A 24,471-nucleotide genomic window follows, 5' to 3' on the forward strand; every position below is an offset into this window, starting at 1 on the left:
CAAATCTGCCGTATCTGTTGCATACTTAAAATACTTTCACTACTTTTGCACCTCGAAATAATTAATAAATTCATTTAACATTATGAACAATTACGAAACTGTTTTCATTTTAACTCCCGTTCTATCTGACGCACAGGTGGAGGAAGCAGTAAAAAAATTTGAAACTCTTTTAAAAGAGAAAAACTGCGAAATCGTTGCTAAAGAGAACTGGGGATTAAAAAAATTAGCTTATCCGATCCAATTAAAAAAGAACGGATTCTACACTTTAATTGAGTTTAAAGGAGAAGGTACTATCGTTGCTGATTTAGAATTAGCTTTCAAACGTGACGAAAGAGTAATCCGTTACCTTACTACAAAACTTGACAAGCATGCTATTGACTATGCTGTAACAAGAAGAACTAAAGTAAAAGTAGCTAAAGCTTAATTATTAACCCATTATTAAAAAAGACAAGACATGGCAATAGATGAAATGGCTAAACAAGCCTCAGCTGGAGGAGAATCAGAAGTAAAATTCCTTACTCCACTTGATATCAATACAAAATCTGAAAAGAAATATTGTAGATTCAAAAAATTCGGAATTAAGCATGTAGATTATAAAGATGCTGATTTCTTATTACAATTCGTAAACGAGCAGGGTAAAATTTTACCAAGAAGATACACTGGAACTTCTTTAAAATACCAAAGAAAAGTTTCTGCTGCTATCAAAAGAGCAAGACACCTTGCTTTAATGCCTTACGTAGCTGACTTATTAAAATAAGATATAAAGAAACAAGAAGAAAGAGAAAAGATGGAGATCTTTTTCTCTTTTTTTAAGTTGCTGAATAAATAAAATTAATTCTAACGATTTTTAGATTAAAGGAAAGAAATAATTTCTAAGACAACAGTCTTTTTTCTTTTTTCTTTGTTCTTTTCTCTAGAACTAAAAAACGGACAACAACAATGGAAATTATCCTAAAAAAAGACGTAGAAAACTTAGGACTTGAGTTTGATACAGTAAACGTAAAACCAGGTTATGCAAGAAACTTCTTGATTCCTCAAGGTTACGCACTTTTAGCTACTCCTAAAAACAAAGCAACTTTAGAAGCGACTTTAGAAGCTAGAAAAGAAGAAGAAGCTAAATTAATTGCTGCTGCTAACGCTGTAGTTGAGCAATTGAAAAAAACTACTATTACTATTCCTGCTAAAGTTGGATCTGGTGATAAATTATTCGGATCTATCAACAATGCTGACCTTTCTGCAGCTCTTGCAAAAGCTGGTGTTGAAGTTGAGAAGAAATACATCAAAATTCCAGGGAACACTATTAAGAGAACTGGTAAAGTAACTGCTGTTGTAAGATTACACAGAAACGTAGAGTACAACTTCGAGTTTGACGTTGTTTCTGATGCTCCTGTTGTAGCTCCAGCTCCAGCGGCTAAAAAAGAAGAAGCTAAAACTGAAGAAGAAGCTTAATAAAAAGAGAATTTATTTCTCACACCATATAAACCACTTCATTCGAAGTGGTTTTTTTATGCCCTGATATCTGTTGCCTATTCATTCCCTCTCAACTTCTGAAGATATTCTGTCGGGGGTATCCCAATTACTTTTTTAAAGATATTACTGAAGGAAGACAGACTGTTATACCCTACCATCATTGCAATCTCGTACATATTGTATTTCCCTTCAAGCATAAGTTCCAATGAACGGGTTATTCTTAAAGCTCTTAAAAAACGAACGTAATTCATGCCCAAAATCTCTTTAAATTTTCTGGACAATGTTCTTGTACTCATTCCAAATTCTTTTGCCGTAGATTCAATGGTAAGGTTCTTCTCCAGGTTGGCATGGATGTATTTGGCTACCTTTAGCAATGTTTCATCTTCCGGGAAAGGATGCTGTACAGGAAACGCTAATTTTTTATCTCTTTTTTCAGGTAAAATTCCCTTAAGTGCTTTGAGAAAATAATATTTAGAACCGTCATTTTTTGTGATTTTCCCATCCCATTCTTTTGTGTATAAAATCATTTCCCGAAGTAAATGGCTCACAGAATAAATATTGATTTCATCAAAAAAGCCATTTTCATCTCCATCTTTTTTAAAGTAAAAATTGTATAAATCCACTTTTGGGCTAGATGTAAATATATAATGGGGAATTCCGGCAGGGATCCACATAAAACATCTCGCAGGAAGGTACCAGTGCTTAAGTTCAGTAAAGATATGTACGATACCGCCTTCTGCATACACCAATTGGGCAGAACTGTGATTATGGATATCTGTTTTTACATTACCGGTAAGTACATGATATACATAAAATTCTGCGTCTTCTTCCTCTACCGCTTTAAAGTGACTATCATTCATGAGATAAAGGTACTGAGAATATTTCTATTTGGCGTAAATGAGCAAATCTTTTTCTGCTTTAACAAATCATGTCTAGACGTACTGCTCGTACCTTTGCACTATCAAAATCAATTTAGCAAAAAACCTTTAATTAATTTATGAAAATGATATTTAGCACACGCAGATATCACTGGATTGCGTTGTGCTTATTATTGATAAGCATGTCCCTACACTCACAAGTGATCGATTATCAACATCTCAGCCTTCAACAGGCATTAGAAGTAGGTCTGAAGAATAATAAAAACATTCAGATCAGCCACCTCAAACAAAGCATGTCTGAAACAAAAGAGAAAGATCTTAAAATGGAAAGATTGCCGGACATTGAATTTCATACCAGCTACACTCAGGTATCTGATCTTTTTCAGCATGAAAACGGAATTTTGGGAAAAGCAACCCGATATAATGTTATTAACGGGATGTATGATTTTACCCTTTCCGCTTCTATTCCGGTATATATGGGTGGAAGAATTAAAAATACGGAGAAGAAATCATCTGTAAACACTGAAATTTCGAAATTACTAACCCATCTGGATGAAAGATCACTGAAAATGCAAATTATTACCGCTTTTCTTCAGATTCACCATTTAAAGGAACAACAAGAACTTATTGCTGAAAAAATGAAGGAAGATTCTGTAAACATAAAACAGGTAAAAGCCTTAAAAGCAAACGGAGTGGTTACTTTTAATGAAGTACTAAGAACATCTTTGCAACTTTCTAATCACAAAATGAGCTGGACAGAACTTGATAATGACATTCAGATCGCTGAACACCAGTTAAAAACAATTTTATTCCTTCCGGACACTCAGGAAATGCATGCTGAAACAGAAGATCTTATTTCTGAAAATGCAGAAATTCCGTATATCAATGAGCTGACCGAAACAGCTTTAATTAAAAATGAATATGTTGAAATCACCAAGAAAAATCTCTCTTTAAAAGAGCTTGATCAAAAAATCGTAAAAGCCAATTATCTTCCCAAGATTACTGCCGGAGGTGAATATTTCATAAAATATCCCAATATGATGTTCTTTCCCCCTGAGCCTTATGCTTATCGTTTAGGAATGATTGGGGTAAATCTAACCTATCCTATAGAGAACTTATATAAGAATAAATATAAGATGCAGGAAGCAAAGGAAAATATAGACCTTGCCAAATTACAGATTGAAGAGAAGGAAGAAAGTTTAAAACATTCGGTTTATGAAGCGTATAAAAAATTTGAAGAAACTGAACAAAAAGTAAAAATAGCAGAGGAAGCTATTAATCAGGCAAAAGAAAACTATCGGATCGTTAAAACAAAATACGCAAATAAATTAAGCCTTATCACCGAATTGATTGATGCTGATAATACATATCTGGAAACTCAATCCAATCTTATTTCTGTGAAGATCAACCGACAATTAAAATACTATCAACTCCAATTTACTATCGGAAACTTATAAAACTATGACTAAGAAGCAATTGACTAAAAAAGAAGAAAGAATCAACAAATCGATTACTTTATTAGCCTGGATTCTCATCATAAGCGGAATTACAGGGATGATAAGTTTCTATCTTTTTTCCAGAAAGAATGTGACAACAAATGATGCGCAAATAGAACAATACATTACACCGGTTTCAAGTAAAGTTTCAGGCTTTATTAAAGACATACGGTTTAATGAAAATCAGTTTGTCCATAAAGGAGACACTTTAATTGTAATTGACAACCGGGAATTCATCAACCAGGTAAAAATGGCCGAAGCCAATCTGCATGCAAATTCAGAAAATATTGCAACCATCCAAAGTGGTGTTAATACTAAAGAAAGTGATACTAAAATCATCGATGCTAAAATAGCTTCAGCAAAAATTGATATATGGAGAACGGAACAGGATTATAAAAGATACAAAAATCTTTTGGCTGAAGATGCTGCCACCGAACAACAGTTTGAAAATGTACAGGCTTCATATGATCAGGCTAAAGCCAATCTGCTGGCATTGGAACAGCAAAAGAAAGCAATTAGAGCTGGTGCTAATGAACAAGAGACCAAAGTGGCTCCCGCAAAAAGTCAGATTCAGCAAAGCTCCGCCAATCTCAGTAATGCAAAATTATTTCTTTCGTATACAGTAGTTACTGCCCCTTATGATGGATGGGTCGGAAAAAAAACGATTCAGGAAGGACAGCTGATTAAAGAAGGACAAGCTTTGGTTCAGATCGTCAGTAAGGAAAAATGGATCATTGCCAATTATAAAGAAACCCAACTGGGGCAGATTGATCAGAAGCAGGAAGTGATTATTGAAGCGGATGCTTTTCCGGATATTGAATTTAAAGGAAAGATAGTTTCCGTATCCCCTGCATCAGGTTCTCAGTTTTCTCTGGTTAAGCCCGATAATGCAACCGGAAATTTCGTAAAAATAGAACAGCGTTTTCCAGTAAAAATTATTTTAGAGAATGGCCAGGACAATGAGAAATTACTTTCAGGAATGAATGTACTGGTCAGCGCTAAAAAACTATAGAAAGCGAAAAATTCAACATGCATGTGGTGACATAAAGGAATTTGAGACCTTATATCCATCCTTAATCCTCACTATCCGCAATTCCAAATCTACTATCTAAGTTAAAAAAATGCAACATAATTCAGTTTATTATAAATGGGTACCACAATGGCTGAAACTGCCGCTCCTTATTCTGGCGCTGTTTCCCCACCTGATGTTATTGTCTATTCTGCATTCCAATAGTGCCTTCACGGCTTCCTTTATGGATGTGGATCCAGATGATATCCAATACTTATTGATTTTGATGTACGGGACATTTGTGGTTACCCTTTTAGTTTTGCAGCGATTTATGGCCTATTTCAGCGTAAAATACTATATTTTGCTGATGTCCTCTATTTCAGTAATTATACTGTATGTATTATCAGTCACCAATGATTATCATATTGTTCTTGTCATCCGTTTTCTTGAAGGGATATTCGGATTATTGGAAGGCGCTATTTTTTTACCCCTTATTATAGCGGAATTGAAGACCGTTCATGCTAAAGTAATTGCTTATCTTTTCATGTACACCATAATGCTTACCGGAGGAACAGTTACCACCTCATTATTAAAATCAAGCATTCAGGATTACGATTTTCAGCATATGATTCTGATGATCGCTTATTTCCACATTTTTGTATTGATTATCGGAATTGCGTTATTCAACAAAAACAGATTCTTTCCCAAAAAGCCACTATATCAGCTTGACATTACCAGCTGGTTTTTATTGTGGACCTGCTTGCAGGCGGGAGCTTATGCTATTATCTATGGAAAACGCCTTATGTGGTTTGAGTCCCATATCATTATTTTATGCTTATTCATATTTTTAATATCCGGAGGATTATTTATTTTAAAACAGAGAAATTCAAAACGCCCAATTTTCCATTTTGAAGTTTTCCATTCTAAAAATGTTATTGCGGGTATGGTTCTTTTTTTTGTTTTTTATCTGATCCGTTCGGCTTTGAATAATGTATACAGTATCATGGCTACCGTATGGAAATGGCCCTGGGATTATATTGTAGATGTTCAGTATTGGAATGTGGCGGGAACGCTTATTGGCGTTTTATTATCCGGGATCTGTTTAATGAAAGGTATTTCCTCCAGAATGGTCTTCTTTACCGGGTTTTTATTACTCGCCATTGATTGTGCCTGGTTCACATATACTTTTTATCCCGATACAACACTTTCTACCATTTGTCCTCCGTTATTTTTACAGGGAATAGCACAGGGGCTTTTATTCACCCCTCTTGTTTTCTTTTTAATAGCAGGGCTTCCGGAAGATTATGTAGCAAATGGTACGGCAATGGGAACCACTACCCGATTCTGGACGACTGCTATAGGATATGCTTTAATGCAGAATTTAATGCTCTTTCTTACCTTAAAACATTCTGATGCCTTAAGCTATAACATGACAGATACCAATCCTATTTTTTATTCGCAGTGGACACAGATTTTCGGAGCAAATATCTCTAAGCTACCGGTGAATGAATCTTTATCATTGACAGCCGGAGCCTTTAAAGCAAAAATTACATCACAGGCTATTTTACTTTCCAATATGGAAATATTTACCGGCTTATTCTGGCTGGCATTTATTACGGCACTTTTACTGCTTTTATATCATCCCGCTAAAATTGCGATCAGAAATATTATGTAATTTTTAGGCAAAAAATTTGCATTGCTTTCCCAAATTTGAAAGCATGGACATTCAGGAAATCTCATCAGCTCAGAAAGCATTTTTCAAAACACATAAAACAAAAAGTATAAAGTTCAGGAAAATGTACCTTGAAAAGCTTAAAGAAATCATCACACAGAATGAGGAGCTCTTATATAAAGCAATAGAGAAAGATTTTGGAAAATCAAGATTTGATACATTTACTACAGAGTTATCTTTTGTTCTAAAGGATATTGATTATTATATAAAAAATCTGAAAACGCTTTCAAAACCCCAAAAGGTTTCAACCAACCTTGCTAATCAGATCGGGAAAAGTCTCATTTATCCTGAACCTTTAGGATGTATTCTTGTAATTGGTGCATGGAATTACCCTTATCAACTATCCCTTTCTCCACTTGTTGCCGCCTTAGCAGCAGGAAACTGCTGTATCCTTAAACCAAGTGAAATTGCCGAAAATACAATGGAAGCAATGGCTAAAATTATCAATGAAAACTTTCCTTCTGAATATGTTTATGTCTATAAAGGTGGAATCAATGAAACGACAGATCTTTTGAAACTCAGGTTTGATAAAATATTTTTTACAGGGAGCACCAAAGTAGGAAAGATTGTTTATAAAGCTGCTGCGGAAAACCTGACGCCAGTAACCTTAGAATTGGGAGGAAAATCACCCGCCATCATTACTAAAGAAGCAAATCTTGAAGTTTCAGCCAAAAGAATCGTTTGGGGTAAGTTTTTAAACGCAGGACAAACTTGTGTTGCTCCGGATTACCTTGTTGTAGAAGAATCCGTGAAAGAGCAGTTTCTGGAAATGCTCCGGAAATACATTAAAGAATTTAAATATGAACCCGGATCAGAACAATACACAAGAATCATTAACCAAAGAAATTTTCAAAGGCTTATTCAATTGATCCAAAAGGATAAGGTATATTTCGGAGGTAATTATAGTGAAGAAAAACTTTATATAGAACCAACCATCCTAACGGATATTGAATGGAAAGATCCTGTCATGGAAGAAGAAATCTTTGGTCCGATTCTGCCCGTGATTTCATTCACCCACTATAACCAAATGATCAATACGATTACAGAATTAGAGAAACCTCTCGCTGCTTATCTCTTTACGAATAACCCAGAAGAAAAAGAAATTTTTAAGCAAAAGATCTCTTTTGGCGGAGGATGTATCAATGATGTGGTAATGCATTTAAGTAACGACCATCTGCCGTTTGGGGGAGTAGGCAATTCAGGAATTGGCCATTATCATGGTAAATATGGGTTTGAAACTTTTTCACACCAGAAATCGATCCTTGAAAGGGTAACATGGGGCAAACCCAATATAAAATATCCGCCATATTCTGATAAAAAACTAAAATGGATTAAGAAACTTTTATAAAACAAAAAACCGGGAAAATTCCCGGTTTTTATTTATGATTTAGGTATCCATTCATTAAAAAATGCTTTTACTTTTTCAAGATTATATCCTTTATCCTGTTCAAGAACATCACTTTGCTGAACATGAATCATTTTACCATTTTTATCCAGAACAATAAACACAGGATATCCGAATTTATCTCCCGGATTACCATATTGGGCAAAAACTTTTTCATTTTTGTTATCCGGAGAGAAATTAAGATGATAGTATAAATAATTTTTATCAACAATATTCTTTAATTCAGGTGTGGTTTGTACAAATTGATTAAAGCGTAAACACCAGATACACCAATTTCCACCGGCCTGGATCATAATATTTTTATTTTCTTTTTTTGCCTGGGCAATCAGTTTATTAATATCTTTCTGAGCATCCGCTTTCGGATCATATGGCTTCGGTAACTTAGCCTTCTCCTCAGCGGCTTTTCTTTTGGCATCCAGTTCTGCATGATCAGTCTTTACAATTAATGCCTTATCTCTTGAATCCTTAACATCCTCAGTCCTCTTTGTTTCCTGTGAAAAAACAAAAGTACCTGCGATCAGGAAAGCTGCTATTGATAATTTTTTCATAATATAAAAGTAAAAAAATAATACTTATTGCAAGCAAAAATAGAACCATATTTTTATTATCACTAAATTTGCATGTTTTATGAATTTCCTGATCAAGATACTATACCTGATTTCTAAGCTCCCGTTGAAAATATTATATATTTTTTCGGATATCATTTTCTTTTTAAACTACTACATTGTAGGTTATAGAAAAAATGTAATCACCCAGAATCTAACCAGGTCTTTTCCCCTGAAATCAAAAAAAGAGATCGCAGAGATAAGAAAAAAATTCTATCGTAACTTTTCAGACTACCTGGTAGAAACTGTAAAATCCTTTAGTATTTCACAAACAGAGGCCAGGGTAAGGATGCAGCACATCAATCAGGATGTATTTCATGAAGTCCAAAAGGAAGGTAAAAATGTTATTTTATTGGCCGGACATGTTTTTAACTGGGAATGGATCAATGCATTGGCCACTATCGTTCCCCAGAAAAACTGCCATCCTGTATACCGCAAAGTAAACAGTGAATTCTGGGAAAACCAGATGAAAAAGGTCCGGAATAAATTTGGAAATAAGGCGTTGGAAGCCAATGAAGTTATCCTCAATATTTTCAGGAGTAAAAATGATGGTGACTCCATTTATATGTTCGTTGCCGATCAAACACCTCATGTTTCTCATGTCAACTACGGATTGGAATTCCTGGACCAGAGAACCCCAGTATTTATAGGATATGATAAGTTGGCTACAAGAATGGACCTGGCTTTCATTTACTGTGAAATGAAAAAAGTAAAACGTGGTTTTTATCAGGTAAACTACCATAGAATTTATCCGGACAGTGAAAAGTTTGTTGAGCACGAGGTAGTAAAAAAGTTTCATAAATTACTGGAAAACACCCTTCATAAACGTCCCGACAACTACCTTTGGTCACACAGGAAGTGGAAATATCAGGACTCTATTAAACACTTTGATTCAGAAAAAGAATAATACAGGATGTCTAAAAAATTAGCAGTTGTTATTTTAAACTGGAATGGCCAGGACTGGCTGGAAAAGTTTCTTCCTGGCGTTGTCCGCTTCTCGGCTGATGCGGATATATATGTTATTGACAATCTTTCTACAGATAACTCCATCGATTATCTAAAATCACAGTTTCCGACCGTAAAGATTATTTACAATGACAGAAATTATGGCTTTGCGGGCGGATATAATGTCGGATTGAAAAATATCAGGGCTGACTATTACTGCCTTCTTAATTCTGATGTAGAAGTAACGGAAAACTGGATTACCCCTGTCCTTGACCTCTTTGAAAGAGATCCTGAAATTGTAGTTATACAACCCAAGGTTTTATCCTATCAGAACAAAAAATATTTTGAATTTGCAGGTGCTGCCGGGGGATTAATAGATAATTTAGGATATCCATATTGCAGAGGAAGGGTTTTTGATGATGTAGAAGAAGACAAAGGACAGTACAATGATGAAGCAGAAATATTTTGGGCATCGGGATGTTGTTTCTTTATCCGTTCAAAGGATTTTCAGGAACAAAATGGATTTGACGAAAGATTCTTTGCCCATCAGGAAGAAATCGATTTATGCTGGAGGCTGATCAACACGGGAAAAAAAATATACTATACAGGGAAATCTACTGTTTATCATGTAGGAGGAGGAACTTTAAATAAACAAAGTCCGCAGAAGACTTATTTGAATATCAGAAATAACCTTTCCATGATGCTTAAGAACCTTCCTTTCCCAAAACTGATCTGGCTTATTTTTTTCAGACTTTGCTTAGACAGTATAGCGGGTATTTATTTTGGATTAAAAAATGGGTTTCCTCATCTTTGGGCTGTTGTAAGAGCACATTTTGGCTTTTATGCACAGGTTCCCGGAACCTGGAAACTCCGTCAGAAAAATCAAAAGAATATTTTCTATCAAAGCAAATGGCTTATATTCAAACACTTTATTGGAGGTAAAAAGTCTTCATAAACTTTGGCTATCCAATTATAATTCATAACTTATCATATTATCAATAAAAATGGATTTTTGTGCAATAGATTTTGAAACGGCAACCAACGACAGAAGCTCTGCTTGTGAACTTGGAGTCTGTATTGTTCAGGATTCCAAGATTGTTGAAACCAAAACCTGGCTTATTAAACCACCCAGTTTTCCTTATTTTAGCCGATTTAATGTTGCGGTTCACGGTATAGAACCAGAAGATGTAAAGGATGCTCCTACTTTTGATGAAATCTGGTATGAAGTGGAAGAAATGATGTATGGAACGCTTATGATTGCTCATAATGCAGGCTTTGATGCAGGGGTCTTAAGAGGGTGCCTTAAACATTATGGTATATTCACACCAAAACTGAATTATTTATGCAGTATTCAGCTGGCAAAAAAGTCCTGGAATTATCTCCCTAGGTATGGATTAAAACATCTGTCAGAATATCATCAGATCAGCCTTAATCACCATAGGGCTGGAGATGATGCCGAAGCTTGTGCTAAAATCTCTTTATTGGCCTTTGAAAAGTTATTTCTAAGTACAAATGAAGAAATTTATGATTACCTGCGGCCTAAAATCAAACAACTCTGATTCTAATTGCTCAATACTTCTGAAAGCAGGTTGAATTTAGGAATGTCTATTTCAAAACTTTCCTGAGTTTCCATGTTTTTAACCAGGTATTTTCCGCTCATATTCCCTACTCCTGAACGAAGCATTACGTTAGAGAAATAACCGAAATTTTCACCTGTTGAGATCTCCGGAGTCAATCCGATTACCCCATCTCCGATGATCTCGGTATATCCGAAACCTACATCGAAGATTAACCATTTTCTTTTCAGAATCTTAATGGGAAAACCACCGTCGTTTTCTATGGTTATATTATACTTAAAAACATAACGGTTTTCTGAGGGGTAACTGTTTTTACTATCATATTCAGGTATGACTGAAACTTTGATATTAGAAGTTATTTTTGAAAACATCACTTAACATTTGTTTAAATAAATACAAAAATCTCGCCTTTTTTGAGGCGAGATCGTAACTTATATTATAATTTTCTTAAAATTTATAATTCCAGAGCTTTTCTTTCATCACCGCCCATTAAAATCTCAACAGGATTATCGATACCTTCTTTTACAGCTACTAGGAACCCTACGGATTCTTTTCCATCAATAATTCTGTGGTCATAAGACATTGCAACGTACATCATAGGACGGATAACTACCTGCCCGTCTACTGCTACAGGTCTTTGAATAATGTTGTGCATTCCCAGAATTGCAGATTGTGGAGGATTGATAATCGGAGTAGACATCATAGATCCGAAAGTACCACCATTTGTAATTGTGAATGTACCACCAGTCATTTCATCAACACTGATTTTACCGTCTCTTACTTTAGTAGCTAAATCTTTGATGTTTGCTTCAATACTTCTGAAGGTCATGTCTTCAGCATTTCTCAATACAGGAACCATTAATCCTTTAGGACCTGAAACCGCGATTGAAATATCACAGAAATCATAGTTGATTTTGAAATCTCCATCGATAGATGCATTTACATCAGGATACATTTGCAAAGCTCTTGTAACAGCTTTTGTAAAGAAAGACATGAAACCTAGTCCAACGCCGTGTTTTTGGGCAAACTCTTCTTTATATTGTTTTCTGATTCTGAAGATCTCAGACATGTCAACCTCGTTGAAAGTAGTTAACATTGCCGTTTCATTCTTTACAGAAACCAGTCTTGAAGCGATTTTTCTTCTTAGAACTGAAAGCTTAGTAGTCGTTGTTGCTCTTGAACCGTTAGTAGAAGATACACTTCCCATAGCAGGAACAGCAGCTAATTCAGCATCAGTTTTAGTAACTCTTCCATCTCTTCCGGATCCGGTAACTTGCCCTGCATCTATTCCTTTTTCATCAAGAATTTTTTTAGCAGCAGGAGACGGAGTTCCCGTTGCATATGTCTGTGTAGCAGCCGCAGGTTGTGCAACCGGTTTTGGTGCTTCCTGAACAGGTGCTGGTTTTGGAGCTTCTTCTTTCTTAGGAGCTTCAGCAGCAGGAGCAGCTGCCCCTTCTGGTTTAGGAGCATCTACATCAATTAAGCAAACTACCTGACCTACTTGTACAACTTCACCTTCTTCTGCTTTTAAAGTAATTACACCACTTTGCTCAGCTGGAAGTTCAAGAGTTGCTTTGTCTGAGTCTACCTCAGCGATTGGTTGATCTTTTTCTACATAATCACCATCTTTCACAAGCCAAGTCGCGATTTCAACTTCTGTTATTGATTCGCCCGGTGAAGGAACTTTCATTTCTAAAACTGACATATCGTATTTTTTATTTTTTTATTAATTATTATTTATTGATTAAGCTGTTACAGGTCTTTTTGCAGGCGCATCGTTTGTGTTGAAAACCCTGTTGATTACTGCATTCTGATTTTTCTCAAACATCTTGTGACTACCAGGAGCCGGAGCACCACTTGGTACCGGAGCTATTACCTGAATACCTGTATCTCTGAAGTTTCTAAGGATATAAGACCATGCCCCCATATTTTCAGGTTCTTCCTGAGCCCAGATCAATTCTTTTCTATTATCATATTTGCTTAAAATCTGCTCAATAGCATCTGTTTGTAATGGATACAATTGTTCAAATCTAACCAGAGCAATATCTTCATTGTTAAGTTCCTCTTTCTTCGCCAATAATTCAAAATAGAATTTACCTGAACAAAGGACAACTTTTTCTACTTTTTTAGGATCTGCAGTAGCATCATCCAAAATAGGCTGGAAAGTTCCGTTCGCAAAATCTTCTAATGGAGAAACAACTTTAGGATGTCTTAGTAATGATTTAGGACTCATTACAACCAACGGTTTTCTGTAAGACCATTTCAATTGTCTTCTCAACAAGTGGAAATAGTTAGCTGGGGAAGTGATATTGGCTACCACCATATTTTCGTTCGCACAAAGTGTCAAGAATCTCTCCAATCTTGCAGAAGAGTGTTCTGCTCCCTGTCCTTCGGAACCATGTGGCAATAACATTACCAATCCGTTCTGAATCTTCCATTTCTCTTCAGCAGCAGCCAGATATTGATCAACAATAATCTGAGCACCATTTACGAAATCCCCAAACTGAGCTTCCCAGATTGTAAGCGTGTTTGGAGAAGCCATAGCATATCCATAATCAAAACCTAAAACTCCGTATTCTGAAAGGTGAGAGTTATAAACATCAAATCTGCTTTCAGAAATATGTCTTAATGGAATATACTCTTCTTCCGTATCTTCTGTTTTTACTACGGCATGTCTGTGGGAGAAAGTTCCTCTTTCCACATCTTCCCCTGAAATTCTGATGTTGTGTCCTTCAGCAAGTAATGTAGCATATGCTAACCATTCTCCTAAAGCCCAATCTAAAGAATCTCCCTCAATTGCTTTTACACGGTTTTCAAAAAGTCTTGTAATCTTATTGATAAATTTCTTATCAGCAGGAAGTGTAGACATTTTAATAGCCAGTTCCTTAAGCTTAGCTAAATCATATTTTGTATCTACAGGAGACTGCATTGCTCCTCTTTTTGCAATAGGATAGTTTGTCCAGTCATCAGACATGAAAACATCCATTGCATTTTTCTCAATCTCCTTAGATGCATCGAAATCTTTATCCAAAAGTTCTTTGAAATCAGTTTCCATTTTCTTCAGGATATCATTAGAAACAATACTGTCCTGAATTAATTTATCCTTATAAATTTCTCTTGGGTTCGGATGCTTGGAAATCAGTTTATATAAATTGGGTTGAGTAAATCTTGGTTCATCCCCTTCGTTATGACCATATTTTCTATATCCCAGTAAATCGATGTATACATCTTTTCCGAACTTCGCTCTGAAATCAGCTGCAAAGTGGATTGCATGAACTACTGCTTCCGCGTCATCAGCATTTACGTGCATTACCGGAGACTCAGTTACTTTTGCAATATCCGTACAATAAGTGGATGATCTTGCATCTGCATAGTTGGTTGTAAATGAAACCTGGTTATTCACAACAATATGCACCGTACCTCCTGTTTTGTATCCTTCCAAGGTCATCATCTGCGCTACTTCATAAACAATTCCTTGTCCTGCAATAGCTCCATCCCCATGGATAACGATCGGTAAAATTTTAGAATAATCCCCTTTGTATTTATCATCTACTTTAGCACGGCAGATCCCTTCTACCAAAGCTGCTACTGTTTCCAGGTGAGATGGGTTCGGAGTAAGATTGATAGAAACTTCTTCACCTGAAGCTGTTTTGATCTTTTTAGAAGATCCTAAGTGATATTTAACGTCACCCGAGAATACATCTTCTTCAAATTCTTTTCCTTCAAATTCAGAGAAGATCTGTTTGTAAGATTTACCAAAAATATTGGATAGTACATTTAATCTTCCTCTGTGAGCCATACCAAGCACCACCTCATCTACACCAAGCTGAGAAGATCTTGAAATCAACTGATCCAAAGCAGGAATCAATGTTTCTCCTCCTTCCAGTGAGAATCTTTTCTGACCAACAAATTTCGTGTGAAGATAATTTTCAAAAGCTACAGCCTGATTCAACTTCAATAAGATCTCAGTTTTTTCATTGGCTGAAAGACTTGGATGGTTTTCATTTACCTGCAACCATTTTTTGATAAAATCCTTCTCTTCAACATTGTTGATATAAGTATATTCAACACCGATAGAGTCACAATAAATGTTTTCCAGGTGCTTAATGATATCCTGCAATGTTGCAGGCTCTTTCATCCCTGTTTCAACAGCACAGTTAAATTTCGTATTTAAATCCTCCTTGCTCAGACCGAAGTTCTCGATATCCAGAGTAGGTGTATAGTGTCTTCTTTCTCTTACCGGATTTGTTTTTGTAAACAAATGCCCTCTTGTTCTGTAAGCCTCAATAAGGTTTACTACCTTAAATTCTTTCTTGATGTGCTCAGGAACTTCTCCGTTTGATACCGCCTGAGATATTTGCTGTACTGCAGGAGCAGTAGTAGCTGGAGCTTGAATGTATTGGATGTTATCTTCATCACCGTAGTTCTCCAAAGCAAAATCAAAGCCTTGAAAGAAGGCTTTCCATGATGGCTCTAAAGAATCCGGGAATTTTAAGTACTGTTGGTATAAATCCTCAATTAACTGAGAATGAGCTGCGTTTAGGAATGAAAATCTGTCCATTATTACAGTTTATCTATTATTAAAATTTGTTTGTATAATTAATCCTCAAATTTAATAAAAAAAACCGACTTGGGACAGCCTCAGATTACTAAAAAAAACATAAAATATATAATTTCCAATAATTTACTTAAAGACAGATAGGGAAAGCTTCATGTTCACGTCCTGATCATCCATCGGGCGCTCCATAAAAACCTGACGAATATCACCAAAACGCATCTCATCTTTCTTTGCTTTTTGAATCAATTGCTGAATTGCTTTTACTCTTCCGGCATAAGGTCCTTTGTAATACATCACATAATTCTGCGTAGGGTTTACAGATCTGAAACTAAAGTTATTATCTGTAACTCCTATCTTTTTTGACAATGGTATCCCCAGGAAATAGGAAACCTCCTTATCTTTATAATTATCGGCGTCAGTGATCAGGATGGGAAACCCAAATTCATCCTCTTTTTTCCCAAGATCCATGCTTACATAATTGTAAACTTTATTGTAGTTCATAACGATGTTTTTGTACAAAGCATCTTTCTTGTTGGAGGTGCTTACATTAATTCCCAGCAATAACTTTTCCTCTTCATTTTCTACCATTAAGCTATCGTATTTTATTGCAGCCATCTGGTTATCTTTTTCCACCTTATTTCCGAGAACGTTCTTAAGGTTGGCCATACTTTTATCGATATTTTCTGTAAAACGGTCCTCCGTCCAGAAATTCTCCACTCTCCTCAGCACAGAAAGTTTAGGGGTATGAACATACCATGTGATCTTTGTTTTTTCTGCAGATAATGCTTTGAATTTAACATCGACAAGCGTTGGGTTCTCATTTTTATCTTCAAAAAGCTGATATTTAAGGGTTTGATTAGGGTTTTCATACCGGATAAACATCTCTCCGTCTCTATCATTTTTTGGATCAACGTAACTTATAGCGCTTCCCATTCCCTCGTAGGGAGTATAATAATCAATATCAATAGTTTGGGAATTTGTAAAGAAATTATTCCAACGGGTAAAATTCTGCAAATTATTGAATTGGTGAAAGACTTTATCCAAAGGATAATCTATCTCTTTTTCAATTTTAAAATCTTTACTTTCATCCACAAAATAATACATGGAAGCAGCATAAGCCCCTACCAGTAAAACAACAATTACACTTATTATTTTAAAAAAACGCATCGTACAAAAGTAAAACAAATAAAAAAAGTGACCAATATATTGATCACTCTAGTTTTAAGTTTATGAAAATTATCCAATATGAGTTCCCGGAGGCAGCACAGCTCCTTTTTTCACCACAACAATACCATCCTGCACGGAATGGGTTCCAAAGTCGCCATCTTGTAAGTGCTTCCCTCCGATAATTCTTACATTATCACCGATATAGCAGTTTTTGTCCAGAATCGCTTTTTCGATGTAACAGTACTTCCCTATTCCCATGTTAGGACGGCCATTTCGGTCATTCATGACAATTTCAGTAGTATTCTGATAGAAATCCGATCCCATTACATAAGAATTTACGATCGTACTTCCTTTATCGATACGGGTCCTGTTCCCGATCACTGAATTTTCAATTTTGTCCGCCATAATAATACATCCATCTCCAAAAACAGCTTTACTAACGTAAGATCCATTAATTTTGGATGGAGGTAGCATTCTGGCTCTCGTATAAATCGGTGACGAAGAAAATAAATTAAACTGTGGAAAATCCTGACAAAGATCAATATTAGCCTCGTAAAAAGACTCAATTGTTCCAATATCAGTCCAGTATCCTTCATACTGATAACTTAATGTAGCATATTTTCCTATTGAATTAGGAATAATATCTTTCCCGAAATCATCCCCCGCACCTTCATCAAACATCTTTTTAAGAATACTCTTTGTGAAAATATAAATCCCCATAGATGCAAGGAATTCTTTCCCTTCATGTTTGTTATGATCAGAAACTTCAGACTTCCAATCTCCTAAAATATCCATCCCTGGTTTTTCAACAAATGAAGTAATATTTCCTTCATCATCGGATTTCAAAATACCAAACCCTGTTGCATCCTTGGCATTTACAGGAATAGTCGCAATAGTTACATCCCCTCCTTTTTTAATATGATAATCCAGCATTTCCCTGAAGTCCATCTGATAAAGCTGATCCCCAGAAAGGATAAGAATATAATCATAATCATATTTTTCAAGGTGTTTCATCGACTGACGAACCGCATCTGCAGTACCCTGGTACCAGTTCTCATTTTCAACATTCTGTTCGGCAGCTAAAATATCTACAAATCCTTTACTGAAGATATCAAAATGATATGAATTTTTAATATGAGAATTTAAAGAAGCAGAATTAAACTGGGTTAAAACCAAGATCTTATTCAGTCCCGAGTTTAAACAATTGGAAATAGGAATATCTACCAGTCTGTATTTTCCGGCAATTGGAACGGCTGGTTTTGACCTTGAATAAGTTAACGGAAAAAGTCTTGTTCCTCTACCTCCTCCCAAAACAATGGAAATAACGTTGCGATTCATAAATATCTTGCGTTTAATTTAGTTTAGATTACTTTTTTATTCACTTTATGTATTTCTACAATACTTCTTTTCCTCATTATGTCACTACAGAAAACAAAACAGGTTATACTTCGTTTTATTTATTGTATAACGCAATATACTTCTCCGCAGACTTCTCCCAGGCGAAATCAAATTGCATATTGGCAGTGATAAGGTCCTCCATCACACCTTTTTGATAATATATATGCATCCCTCTGTTCATCGCGTGAATTACATCATCAACTCCCGGATAGGAAAAATTTAATCCCGCCCCTCCTGTAGATATATCCTGCACAGTATCTTTCAATCCACCGGTGTATCTTACAATGGGAACCGTCCCGTATCTCATGGAATACATCTGATTCAATCCGCATGGTTCCACCCTTGAAGGCATCAGCAAAAAGTCTGCTGAAGCATATATTTTATGGGACAGATATTCTTTATACCCCAGATCAAGAGCAAAATTACTGTACAAATGTTCATATTCTTTTAACTTATCTTCTATATATCTGTTACCGGAGCCCAGAATGATGACATTTAAAGCACCATAGCTCTGTCTTATACTCCTCCATACAACATCGGGCAGCAGATCGGCTCCTTTTTCTGTTGCAAACCTTCCAATAAATGCAAACAAAGGAAGTTCCGGCTTCAGACCATACTCTTTGCAAAGTTTGGCTTTACTCTTTTTCTTCTGTTCTACGGCATCTTCGATACTAAAGTTATAATCCAGCATAGGATCAGTCTCAGGATTCCATACTTCAGTATCAATACCATTGATGATTCCGTATGCTTTTCCGAATTCTTCGCGAACCAGGCTTTCAAGTCCGCGGAAACTTATAAAAAGCTCTTCCAGATAGCCTTCCGAAACCGTGGTGAATGCATGTGCACATTTGATCATACACGCCAGAGGATTAATCAATCCGTTCCAGTCTAAAAGTCCCCATCTGTAGTTATCAAACACAGGCATATATTGTGCCATATTCCAGCTCATCATCCCTTGGTATTCACCATTGTGAATTGTCCCAATCGTTTTAACCCCCTTAAGAAATTTGAATTCAGGACAATATTCAATCATAAAAGGAACCAGGCCCGTGTGATAATCATGACAATGCAAAACATCAGGACGGATTTCCATGGCACTCAGCCAATGCAAGACACCATGCTGAAACGCTAAAAACTGGAAACTTTCATCCTGGTAACCGTAAGGATTATCCCTGTCTAAAAGCCCTGGAATTTTCACCAGGTATAACTCAAAGCCTAAAACATTAGTTTTTTCTTTCATTACCTGAACCTGAAGCATATTGGGCCCCTGATGAATAAAACCATCAAAAACAATATCAAATTCATGATCGTAAATAAAAGATTTATTATACCAAGGCATTACAACCTTTGCATCCACTCCTTTTATTTTATTCTGATATTTTGGCAAAGCTCCTACAACATCTGCTAAACCGCCTACTTTTGCTATCGGATAACACTCCGTACTAAGATGATAAACAATCATTTTACTTTTTATGTAATTTAATTCTATGTAATTTATACTTTTTATCTTTTTTCTGCTTTAAAATCAATCCGGCGAGTGGCGGCAGTTTTAAAGTTATGGATTGGGGCCTGTTCATCCAATCCCCTTTCTCTTCTCTTATAATAACAGGCTCTACACCACCGCCACTGTATATTTCATCATCAGAATTGAAAATAACTTCCCAATGTGTTCCTTCGTTCACTCCTATTGTATACTCAACGATACGGGGTGTAAGATTAAGAACGATCATGCAAACATCATCCTTCCGTTTCCCCTTTCTTAAATATACAAAGACAGAATTATCCTTATCATCGGCTTCCACCCATTCAAATCCTTTGGGATTAAACTGGTTTTCATATAAAGCAGATTCTGATCTGTACGCATGATTGAGATCTTTGACTAATGTCTGCAATCCTTTATGAACAGGATACTGTAACAAATGCCAATCCAGGCTTTGCTTAAAATTCCATTCAGCAGTCTGACCGAATTCATCTCCCATAAAAAGCAGTTTTGCTCCCGGATGCGTATACATGTATACATAAAGTGCCCGAAGATTGGCAAACTTTTGCCATTCATCTCCCGGCATTTTATAAATAAGACTTGCTTTCCCATGTACAACTTCATCGTGAGATAAAGGCATCATATAATTTTCGTTATACATATACATGGACGCAAAGGTTATTTTGTGATGGTTGTTTTTTCTGAGGATGGGATCAAGTTTAAAATAATCCAGTGTATCATGCATCCAACCCATCATCCATTTCATTCCAAACCCCACACCACCATCATGCACCGGCTTGGTAAGCATTGGAAAATCTGAACTTTCTTCAGCAATCGTAATAATTGCATTTCCGAATTCTTTATATACTGCTGTATTAAATTCCTGAAGAAATATTTTTGCTTCAAGATTTACATTCCCGCCATACTGATTTGGCTCCCACTCTCCTTCATTTCTGGAATAATCCAGATGGAGCATGGAAGTTACGGCATCTACCCGCAATCCATCCGCATGATATCTTTCCAGCCAAAACATGGCGTTGGAGATCAAAAAAGATTTTACTTCATTTCTTCCGTAGTTGAAAATGTAAGATTTCCAGTCCGGATGAAATCCTTTTCTCGGGTCTTCATGCTCATATAAAAAAGACCCATCGAAACGATGGAGTCCATTCGCATCTCCCGGGAAATGAGAAGGAACCCAGTCCAGTATTACGCCTATATCATTCTTATGAAGTTCATCAATCAGGAACATTAAATCCTGAGGGGATCCGAATCTTGAAGTTGCGGCATAGAAACCTGTGATCTGATATCCCCAACTGGGATCATAAGGAAACTCCATGACGGGCATAAATTCTACGTGTGTGAATCCCATTTCTATGATGTAAGGCACCAGCTTTTTGGCTATATCACGATAATTTAAAAACTTATCAGGATGGTCTTCTTCCCTTACCCATGAACCTAATTGCATTTCATATACAGAAATCGGAGCTTCCAACCGGTTCTTTTTCCATCTGCTGTCCATCCATTCCTGGTCTTTCCATTCATACCACGTAGTAGAAATCAGAGATGCTGCCTGTAAATTTTGCTCCCAACTTAATGCATAAGGATCACTTTTTTCCAAAAGATCACCATAAGCCGTTTCTATAGCATATTTATATAAAGTTCCCCATTTAAGATCAGCAATAAAGCCTTCCCAGATCCCCGATCCATCCCACCGGGGATATAAAATATGCTCTTTATGATTCCAGTTATTAAAATTCCCAATCACAGAAACCTTTTTCGCATTGGGTGCCCAGACAGAAAAATAAACTCCTGAAACCCCGTCTTTTTCTACGGAATGTGCCCCAAACTTATCGTAAAGCTTGTAATGCTTACCTTCTTTGAAAAGATAAACATCATGATCCGTAAAAAGTGTATAGGTTTTAACAGAGTTCATTAGTGTTTAATTTTATATGCTTTGAAACTACGAAAAATACAGATAGAAACAATTAATTATAGTTCAAATAATTGTTATAAAAGTTCTTTCATCCACCTTCCTATCAAATATATAAAATTTAATAGTCTTCTGATTGTTTTTTACCAGAAATTTTCAACGTTTATATATCTAAAGTTTTTTTATAAATTTAGCCTTAACTTTTTATAAAACGCATGATGAAGTTTAAGCTTTACACTGATGAAAGTGATGACAGAACTGTTTATATAACAGGAAATTTTAATAACTGGAACCCTAAAGATGATCAATACAAGCTTACTTCCATAGATGCTAACAACTATAGCATTGAAATTAGCGATGAATTTTTGCCCTCAGCAATAGAATATAAATTCACAAAAGGAGGCTGGGAAAATGTAGAGCTTGACCAGTATGGAAATATTACTCCCAACAGAAAAGTAAACAAATCGACAGGAGAAGCCTCTGACATGGTAAAGAAATGGAGGCTTAACTGGGGACCTTTTAAAGATGAATTTTTTCCCATTATTGAAATCATCTCAGAAGAATTTTACATTCCACAACTCGACAGATACCGAAAAGTATGGGCATTACTTCCCTACGATTATTATATTTCCAACAAAAGCTATCCTGTACTCTATCTTCAGGACGCACAGAACCTCTTCAACGAAGGAAGTGAATACGGCAATTGGGAAATAGATAAAAAACTCTCTATTCTTGCAGAATACGGACGTGGGGATGTAATCATCATCGCGATTGAACACGGAAGTCAGGAAAGGATAAAGGAATATATATTCGACAATGATCATGTTGCTCACGGTTCCGAAGGCAAGAAATACATACGCTTCATCACAGATACGCTGAAACCTTTCGTCGATGAAAATTACCGGACCAAAAAAGACAGGGAAAATACAGGTATCGGCGGGAGTTCATTAGGTGCCCTTATTAGTATTTACAGTGGATTTCTATACCCTGAAGTATATTCAAAATTACTGATTTTCTCTCCTTCGCTTTGGGTAGAGCCTAACAATAATTTTCCAATGATGAACTTCCGTATTCCCTTCAAGACTAAAATCTATTTATACGGAGGAGGAAAGGAAGGATCTAAAATGGTAAAAAGAATCCGCATATTTGAAGAATATTTAAAAAAATGGGAACAAAAAAATCTTTTTGATTTCGAATTTAAAACCAGTATCAATCCCGAAGGTACACACAGTGAATTCTATTGGTCGCAGGAGTTTCCGAGGGCCATCGAATGGCTATTTTATGACAATACAGAAAATCCTGTAGAAGTAGCACCACAACAACAATCAATCAAACCGTAAAAATTATGAAACTAATCAATAAAAAAAATAAAAATTACATTCAGGTTTTTCAATTATTTACAGAAGAAGAATGGATCAAAAAAAATAAAAGCTTTAACAAAAATATTTCCACCTTTTTTACAGGAAAAAAGAATGAAGTTTTCATTAGCACTAGTGAAGATAGCATTACTTATTTTATCGGATTAGGAAAATCGTCTGTTCAGAGTTTTGAGATCCAGCAGGTGGCAGTAAAATTTTCACAAACACAAAAAAATAATTTAAGAGCTGTCCCTACTCTGTTGATGAGCGATTTCATCAGCCAAAAACAATTTGAAGAATTTATCAAAGGACTGTTATTAGGAACATACAAATACCCATTTGATAAAAGCCATCCTTTCTGGAGCCCTGAATTTGAAATTCACTTTGAAAATATAAGCCAGAAAAAACTGGATAATATCAGCCAAAAAGCATTAGCGTTGTCCAATGGTCAGACAGCCTGCCAGGAATGGTTAAATAAACCTGCAAACCTTAAGACCCCACCCGTTTTATGCTCATACCTTAAGGATCTGGCAAAAAAACATCAGCTTAAATACACTGTATTCAACAGAAAAAAATGTGAGGAATTAGGTCTTGGAGCGTATCTCTCAGTTAATCAGGGAAGCGCTTATGATGCTGCATTCACCATATTAGAATATCGGACAACCGTAAAAAAAGCAAAGACCATTGGATTAATTGGAAAGTGTGTGGTTTTTGATACCGGAGGCATTTCATTAAAAGATCATCAGAACATGCATTATATGAAATCCGATATGGGCGGAGCAACTGCTGTTATAGGATCTTTAATTTATGCTTCAGAGATGCAGCTTCCTGTAAACCTTGTTGTAATTTTACCTATTACCGATAATGCTATTTCTGAAAAAGCTTTTCTGCCAAGTGATGTCATCACAGCTTACAACGGAAAAACTATAGAAGTTCTGAATACTGATGCAGAAGGCAGAATGATATTAGCCGATGCTCTTTCTTATCTGGCTAAAAACTACAAAACAGATCTTCTTATTGATCTGGCAACCCTTACAGGAAGTTCAGTAAGAATGTTTGGAGATACCTGTGGTGCTTTGTTCTCAAACAATGAAGAAGTGAAAAATCTGTTATTGCAAACAGGTGACAGAACCAATCAAAGGCTGTGGAATCTTCCCTTGTGGGATGTATGGAAAGAAGACATACAATCTGATGTAGCAGATCTTAAAAACATTTCCTTGAAGCCGATTGGTGATTGTATTGTAGCGGCCAAATTTCTGGAACAATTTATAGAAAATCATCCGAAGTGGGCTCACCTGGATATTGCGGGAGTCGCTTTCGGGAGTGTTGGTTATGCCAAAGAAAAAGCCGCAACAGGTTTTGGAGTGCAATTGCTGACGGATTTAATCGAAAATTATCATTAAAAATTAGTTTATTACAAAATTTCTCTGTATAATTGATTTAGGATTTTCAAAATCTCAGCA

21 protein-coding genes are annotated in these 24,471 nt (G+C 36.0%); 12 read left to right on the top strand and 9 right to left on the bottom strand.

The annotated features are described in order from the left end of the window. Window positions 1–82 precede the first annotated feature (82 nt). The 3 genes from rpsF to rplI all read left to right on the top strand — a co-directional run bounded on the left by rpsF (window position 83) and on the right by rplI (window position 1,449). Window positions 83–424: a 30S ribosomal protein S6 gene (gene rpsF / locus G9C87_RS04310; RefSeq protein ID WP_172278518.1), complete on the top strand. Its 342-nt coding sequence runs from the start codon at window positions 83–85 to the stop codon at window positions 422–424. A 30-nt stretch (window positions 425–454) separates the two neighbouring features. Continuing rightward, window positions 455–757 carry a 30S ribosomal protein S18 gene (rpsR, locus tag G9C87_RS04315; protein WP_007844708.1) on the top strand — a complete coding sequence of 101 codons (303 nt, stop codon included), beginning with the start codon at window positions 455–457 and terminating at the stop codon, window positions 755–757. A gap of 182 nt (window positions 758–939) precedes the next feature. Further along, window positions 940–1,449, top strand: coding sequence for a 50S ribosomal protein L9 (gene rplI, locus G9C87_RS04320; protein WP_172278520.1), 510 nt, complete (start codon window positions 940–942; stop codon window positions 1,447–1,449). Window positions 1,450–1,526: 77 nt separating this feature from the next. On the opposite strand, the gene G9C87_RS04325 is transcribed toward rplI, so the two are convergent. After that, the gene (locus G9C87_RS04325) at window positions 1,527–2,330 is read right to left on the bottom strand and encodes a helix-turn-helix domain-containing protein (RefSeq protein WP_172278522.1); all 804 of its coding nucleotides are present in this window, start codon (window positions 2,328–2,330) and stop codon (window positions 1,527–1,529) included. 137 nt (window positions 2,331–2,467) lie between these two features. Here G9C87_RS04325 and G9C87_RS04330 point away from each other — a divergent pair, with 137 nt between their 5' ends. The 4 genes from G9C87_RS04330 (at window position 2,468) to G9C87_RS04345 (ending at window position 7,933) form a co-directional block, all read left to right on the top strand. Next, window positions 2,468–3,805, top strand: coding sequence for a TolC family protein (locus G9C87_RS04330; protein WP_228456950.1), 1,338 nt, complete (start codon window positions 2,468–2,470; stop codon window positions 3,803–3,805). Window positions 3,806–3,809: 4 nt separating this feature from the next. Next, entirely contained in the window at window positions 3,810–4,856 is a 1,047-nt protein-coding gene (locus G9C87_RS04335) for an HlyD family secretion protein (RefSeq protein ID WP_172278524.1), read from the top strand. Window positions 4,857–4,965: 109 nt separating this feature from the next. Continuing rightward, window positions 4,966–6,528, top strand: a complete 1,563-nt coding sequence (locus G9C87_RS04340; protein ID WP_172278526.1) for a hypothetical protein — start codon at window positions 4,966–4,968, stop codon at window positions 6,526–6,528. Between the two features lie 16 nt (window positions 6,529–6,544). After that, complete coding sequence (locus tag G9C87_RS04345; RefSeq protein ID WP_228456951.1) at window positions 6,545–7,933, top strand: aldehyde dehydrogenase; 1,389 nt, start codon at window positions 6,545–6,547, stop codon at window positions 7,931–7,933. 32 nt (window positions 7,934–7,965) lie between these two features. On the opposite strand, the gene G9C87_RS04350 is transcribed toward G9C87_RS04345, so the two are convergent. Next, on the bottom strand, window positions 7,966–8,538 hold the full coding sequence (locus G9C87_RS04350) for a thioredoxin family protein (RefSeq protein WP_172278530.1): 573 nt from the start codon (window positions 8,536–8,538) through the stop codon (window positions 7,966–7,968). Between the two features lie 79 nt (window positions 8,539–8,617). Here G9C87_RS04350 and G9C87_RS04355 point away from each other — a divergent pair, with 79 nt between their 5' ends. Genes G9C87_RS04355 through G9C87_RS04365 form a run of 3 tightly spaced genes read left to right on the top strand, consistent with a single transcriptional unit; the run spans window position 8,618 to window position 11,099 of the window. Continuing rightward, window positions 8,618–9,502, top strand: coding sequence for a lysophospholipid acyltransferase family protein (locus tag G9C87_RS04355; RefSeq protein ID WP_172278532.1), 885 nt, complete (start codon window positions 8,618–8,620; stop codon window positions 9,500–9,502). 6 nt (window positions 9,503–9,508) lie between these two features. Next, complete coding sequence (locus G9C87_RS04360; RefSeq protein ID WP_172278534.1) at window positions 9,509–10,495, top strand: glycosyltransferase family 2 protein; 987 nt, start codon at window positions 9,509–9,511, stop codon at window positions 10,493–10,495. A 49-nt stretch (window positions 10,496–10,544) separates the two neighbouring features. Further along, entirely contained in the window at window positions 10,545–11,099 is a 555-nt protein-coding gene (locus tag G9C87_RS04365) for a 3'-5' exonuclease (RefSeq protein ID WP_172278536.1), read from the top strand. Between the two features lie 2 nt (window positions 11,100–11,101). On the opposite strand, the gene apaG is transcribed toward G9C87_RS04365, so the two are convergent. The 7 genes from apaG to glgB form a co-directional block, all read right to left on the bottom strand. Next, window positions 11,102–11,488, bottom strand: a complete 387-nt coding sequence (gene apaG, locus G9C87_RS04370) for a Co2+/Mg2+ efflux protein ApaG (RefSeq protein ID WP_194304229.1) — start codon at window positions 11,486–11,488, stop codon at window positions 11,102–11,104. A gap of 83 nt (window positions 11,489–11,571) precedes the next feature. Next, complete coding sequence (odhB, locus tag G9C87_RS04375; RefSeq protein WP_172278540.1) at window positions 11,572–12,822, bottom strand: 2-oxoglutarate dehydrogenase complex dihydrolipoyllysine-residue succinyltransferase; 1,251 nt, start codon at window positions 12,820–12,822, stop codon at window positions 11,572–11,574. Window positions 12,823–12,861: 39 nt separating this feature from the next. After that, window positions 12,862–15,678: a 2-oxoglutarate dehydrogenase E1 component gene (locus G9C87_RS04380; RefSeq protein ID WP_172278542.1), complete on the bottom strand. Its 2,817-nt coding sequence runs from the start codon at window positions 15,676–15,678 to the stop codon at window positions 12,862–12,864. A 123-nt stretch (window positions 15,679–15,801) separates the two neighbouring features. Further along, complete coding sequence (locus tag G9C87_RS04385; protein WP_172278544.1) at window positions 15,802–16,842, bottom strand: SRPBCC domain-containing protein; 1,041 nt, start codon at window positions 16,840–16,842, stop codon at window positions 15,802–15,804. Between the two features lie 69 nt (window positions 16,843–16,911). Then, on the bottom strand, window positions 16,912–18,180 hold the full coding sequence (locus G9C87_RS04390; protein WP_172278546.1) for a glucose-1-phosphate adenylyltransferase: 1,269 nt from the start codon (window positions 18,178–18,180) through the stop codon (window positions 16,912–16,914). Window positions 18,181–18,295: 115 nt separating this feature from the next. Next, complete coding sequence (locus G9C87_RS04395) at window positions 18,296–19,702, bottom strand: glycogen synthase (protein WP_172278548.1); 1,407 nt, start codon at window positions 19,700–19,702, stop codon at window positions 18,296–18,298. 1 nt (window position 19,703) lies between these two features. After that, window positions 19,704–21,653: a 1,4-alpha-glucan branching protein GlgB gene (glgB, locus tag G9C87_RS04400; RefSeq protein WP_172278550.1), complete on the bottom strand. Its 1,950-nt coding sequence runs from the start codon at window positions 21,651–21,653 to the stop codon at window positions 19,704–19,706. A 215-nt stretch (window positions 21,654–21,868) separates the two neighbouring features. Here glgB and G9C87_RS04405 point away from each other — a divergent pair, with 215 nt between their 5' ends. Both G9C87_RS04405 and G9C87_RS04410 read left to right on the top strand, forming a co-directional pair. Continuing rightward, window positions 21,869–22,990 carry an alpha/beta hydrolase-fold protein gene (locus G9C87_RS04405; RefSeq protein WP_172279662.1) on the top strand — a complete coding sequence of 374 codons (1,122 nt, stop codon included), beginning with the start codon at window positions 21,869–21,871 and terminating at the stop codon, window positions 22,988–22,990. A gap of 5 nt (window positions 22,991–22,995) precedes the next feature. Then, window positions 22,996–24,411, top strand: a complete 1,416-nt coding sequence (locus G9C87_RS04410) for a M17 family metallopeptidase (RefSeq protein ID WP_172278552.1) — start codon at window positions 22,996–22,998, stop codon at window positions 24,409–24,411. Window positions 24,412–24,471: the final 60 nt, after the last annotated feature.

It is taken from the genome of Chryseobacterium sp. LAM-KRS1 (genome assembly GCF_013184525.1).
Classification (GTDB): domain Bacteria; phylum Bacteroidota; class Bacteroidia; order Flavobacteriales; family Weeksellaceae; genus Chryseobacterium; species Chryseobacterium proteolyticum.

What these genes read in the sequence shown, in the direction of transcription:
- rpsF (WP_172278518.1), top strand. Translation starts at nt 83, where the DNA reads ATGAACAATTACGAAACTGTTTTCATTTTAACTCCCGTTCTATCTGAC.
- rpsR (WP_007844708.1), top strand. Translation starts at nt 455, where the DNA reads ATGGCAATAGATGAAATGGCTAAACAAGCCTCAGCTGGAGGAGAATCA.
- rplI (WP_172278520.1), top strand. Translation starts at nt 940, where the DNA reads ATGGAAATTATCCTAAAAAAAGACGTAGAAAACTTAGGACTTGAGTTT.
- G9C87_RS04325 (WP_172278522.1), bottom strand. Translation starts at nt 2,330, where the DNA reads ATGAATGATAGTCACTTTAAAGCGGTAGAGGAAGAAGACGCAGAATTT.
- G9C87_RS04330 (WP_228456950.1), top strand. Translation starts at nt 2,468, where the DNA reads ATGAAAATGATATTTAGCACACGCAGATATCACTGGATTGCGTTGTGC.
- G9C87_RS04335 (WP_172278524.1), top strand. Translation starts at nt 3,810, where the DNA reads ATGACTAAGAAGCAATTGACTAAAAAAGAAGAAAGAATCAACAAATCG.
- G9C87_RS04340 (WP_172278526.1), top strand. Translation starts at nt 4,966, where the DNA reads ATGCAACATAATTCAGTTTATTATAAATGGGTACCACAATGGCTGAAA.
- G9C87_RS04350 (WP_172278530.1), bottom strand. Translation starts at nt 8,538, where the DNA reads ATGAAAAAATTATCAATAGCAGCTTTCCTGATCGCAGGTACTTTTGTT.
- G9C87_RS04355 (WP_172278532.1), top strand. Translation starts at nt 8,618, where the DNA reads ATGAATTTCCTGATCAAGATACTATACCTGATTTCTAAGCTCCCGTTG.
- G9C87_RS04360 (WP_172278534.1), top strand. Translation starts at nt 9,509, where the DNA reads ATGTCTAAAAAATTAGCAGTTGTTATTTTAAACTGGAATGGCCAGGAC.
- G9C87_RS04365 (WP_172278536.1), top strand. Translation starts at nt 10,545, where the DNA reads ATGGATTTTTGTGCAATAGATTTTGAAACGGCAACCAACGACAGAAGC.
- apaG (WP_194304229.1), bottom strand. Translation starts at nt 11,488, where the DNA reads ATGTTTTCAAAAATAACTTCTAATATCAAAGTTTCAGTCATACCTGAA.
- odhB (WP_172278540.1), bottom strand. Translation starts at nt 12,822, where the DNA reads ATGTCAGTTTTAGAAATGAAAGTTCCTTCACCGGGCGAATCAATAACA.
- G9C87_RS04380 (WP_172278542.1), bottom strand. Translation starts at nt 15,678, where the DNA reads ATGGACAGATTTTCATTCCTAAACGCAGCTCATTCTCAGTTAATTGAG.
- G9C87_RS04385 (WP_172278544.1), bottom strand. Translation starts at nt 16,842, where the DNA reads ATGCGTTTTTTTAAAATAATAAGTGTAATTGTTGTTTTACTGGTAGGG.
- G9C87_RS04390 (WP_172278546.1), bottom strand. Translation starts at nt 18,180, where the DNA reads ATGAATCGCAACGTTATTTCCATTGTTTTGGGAGGAGGTAGAGGAACA.
- G9C87_RS04395 (WP_172278548.1), bottom strand. Translation starts at nt 19,702, where the DNA reads ATGATTGTTTATCATCTTAGTACGGAGTGTTATCCGATAGCAAAAGTA.
- glgB (WP_172278550.1), bottom strand. Translation starts at nt 21,653, where the DNA reads ATGAACTCTGTTAAAACCTATACACTTTTTACGGATCATGATGTTTAT.
- G9C87_RS04405 (WP_172279662.1), top strand. Translation starts at nt 21,869, where the DNA reads ATGAAGTTTAAGCTTTACACTGATGAAAGTGATGACAGAACTGTTTAT.
- G9C87_RS04410 (WP_172278552.1), top strand. Translation starts at nt 22,996, where the DNA reads ATGAAACTAATCAATAAAAAAAATAAAAATTACATTCAGGTTTTTCAA.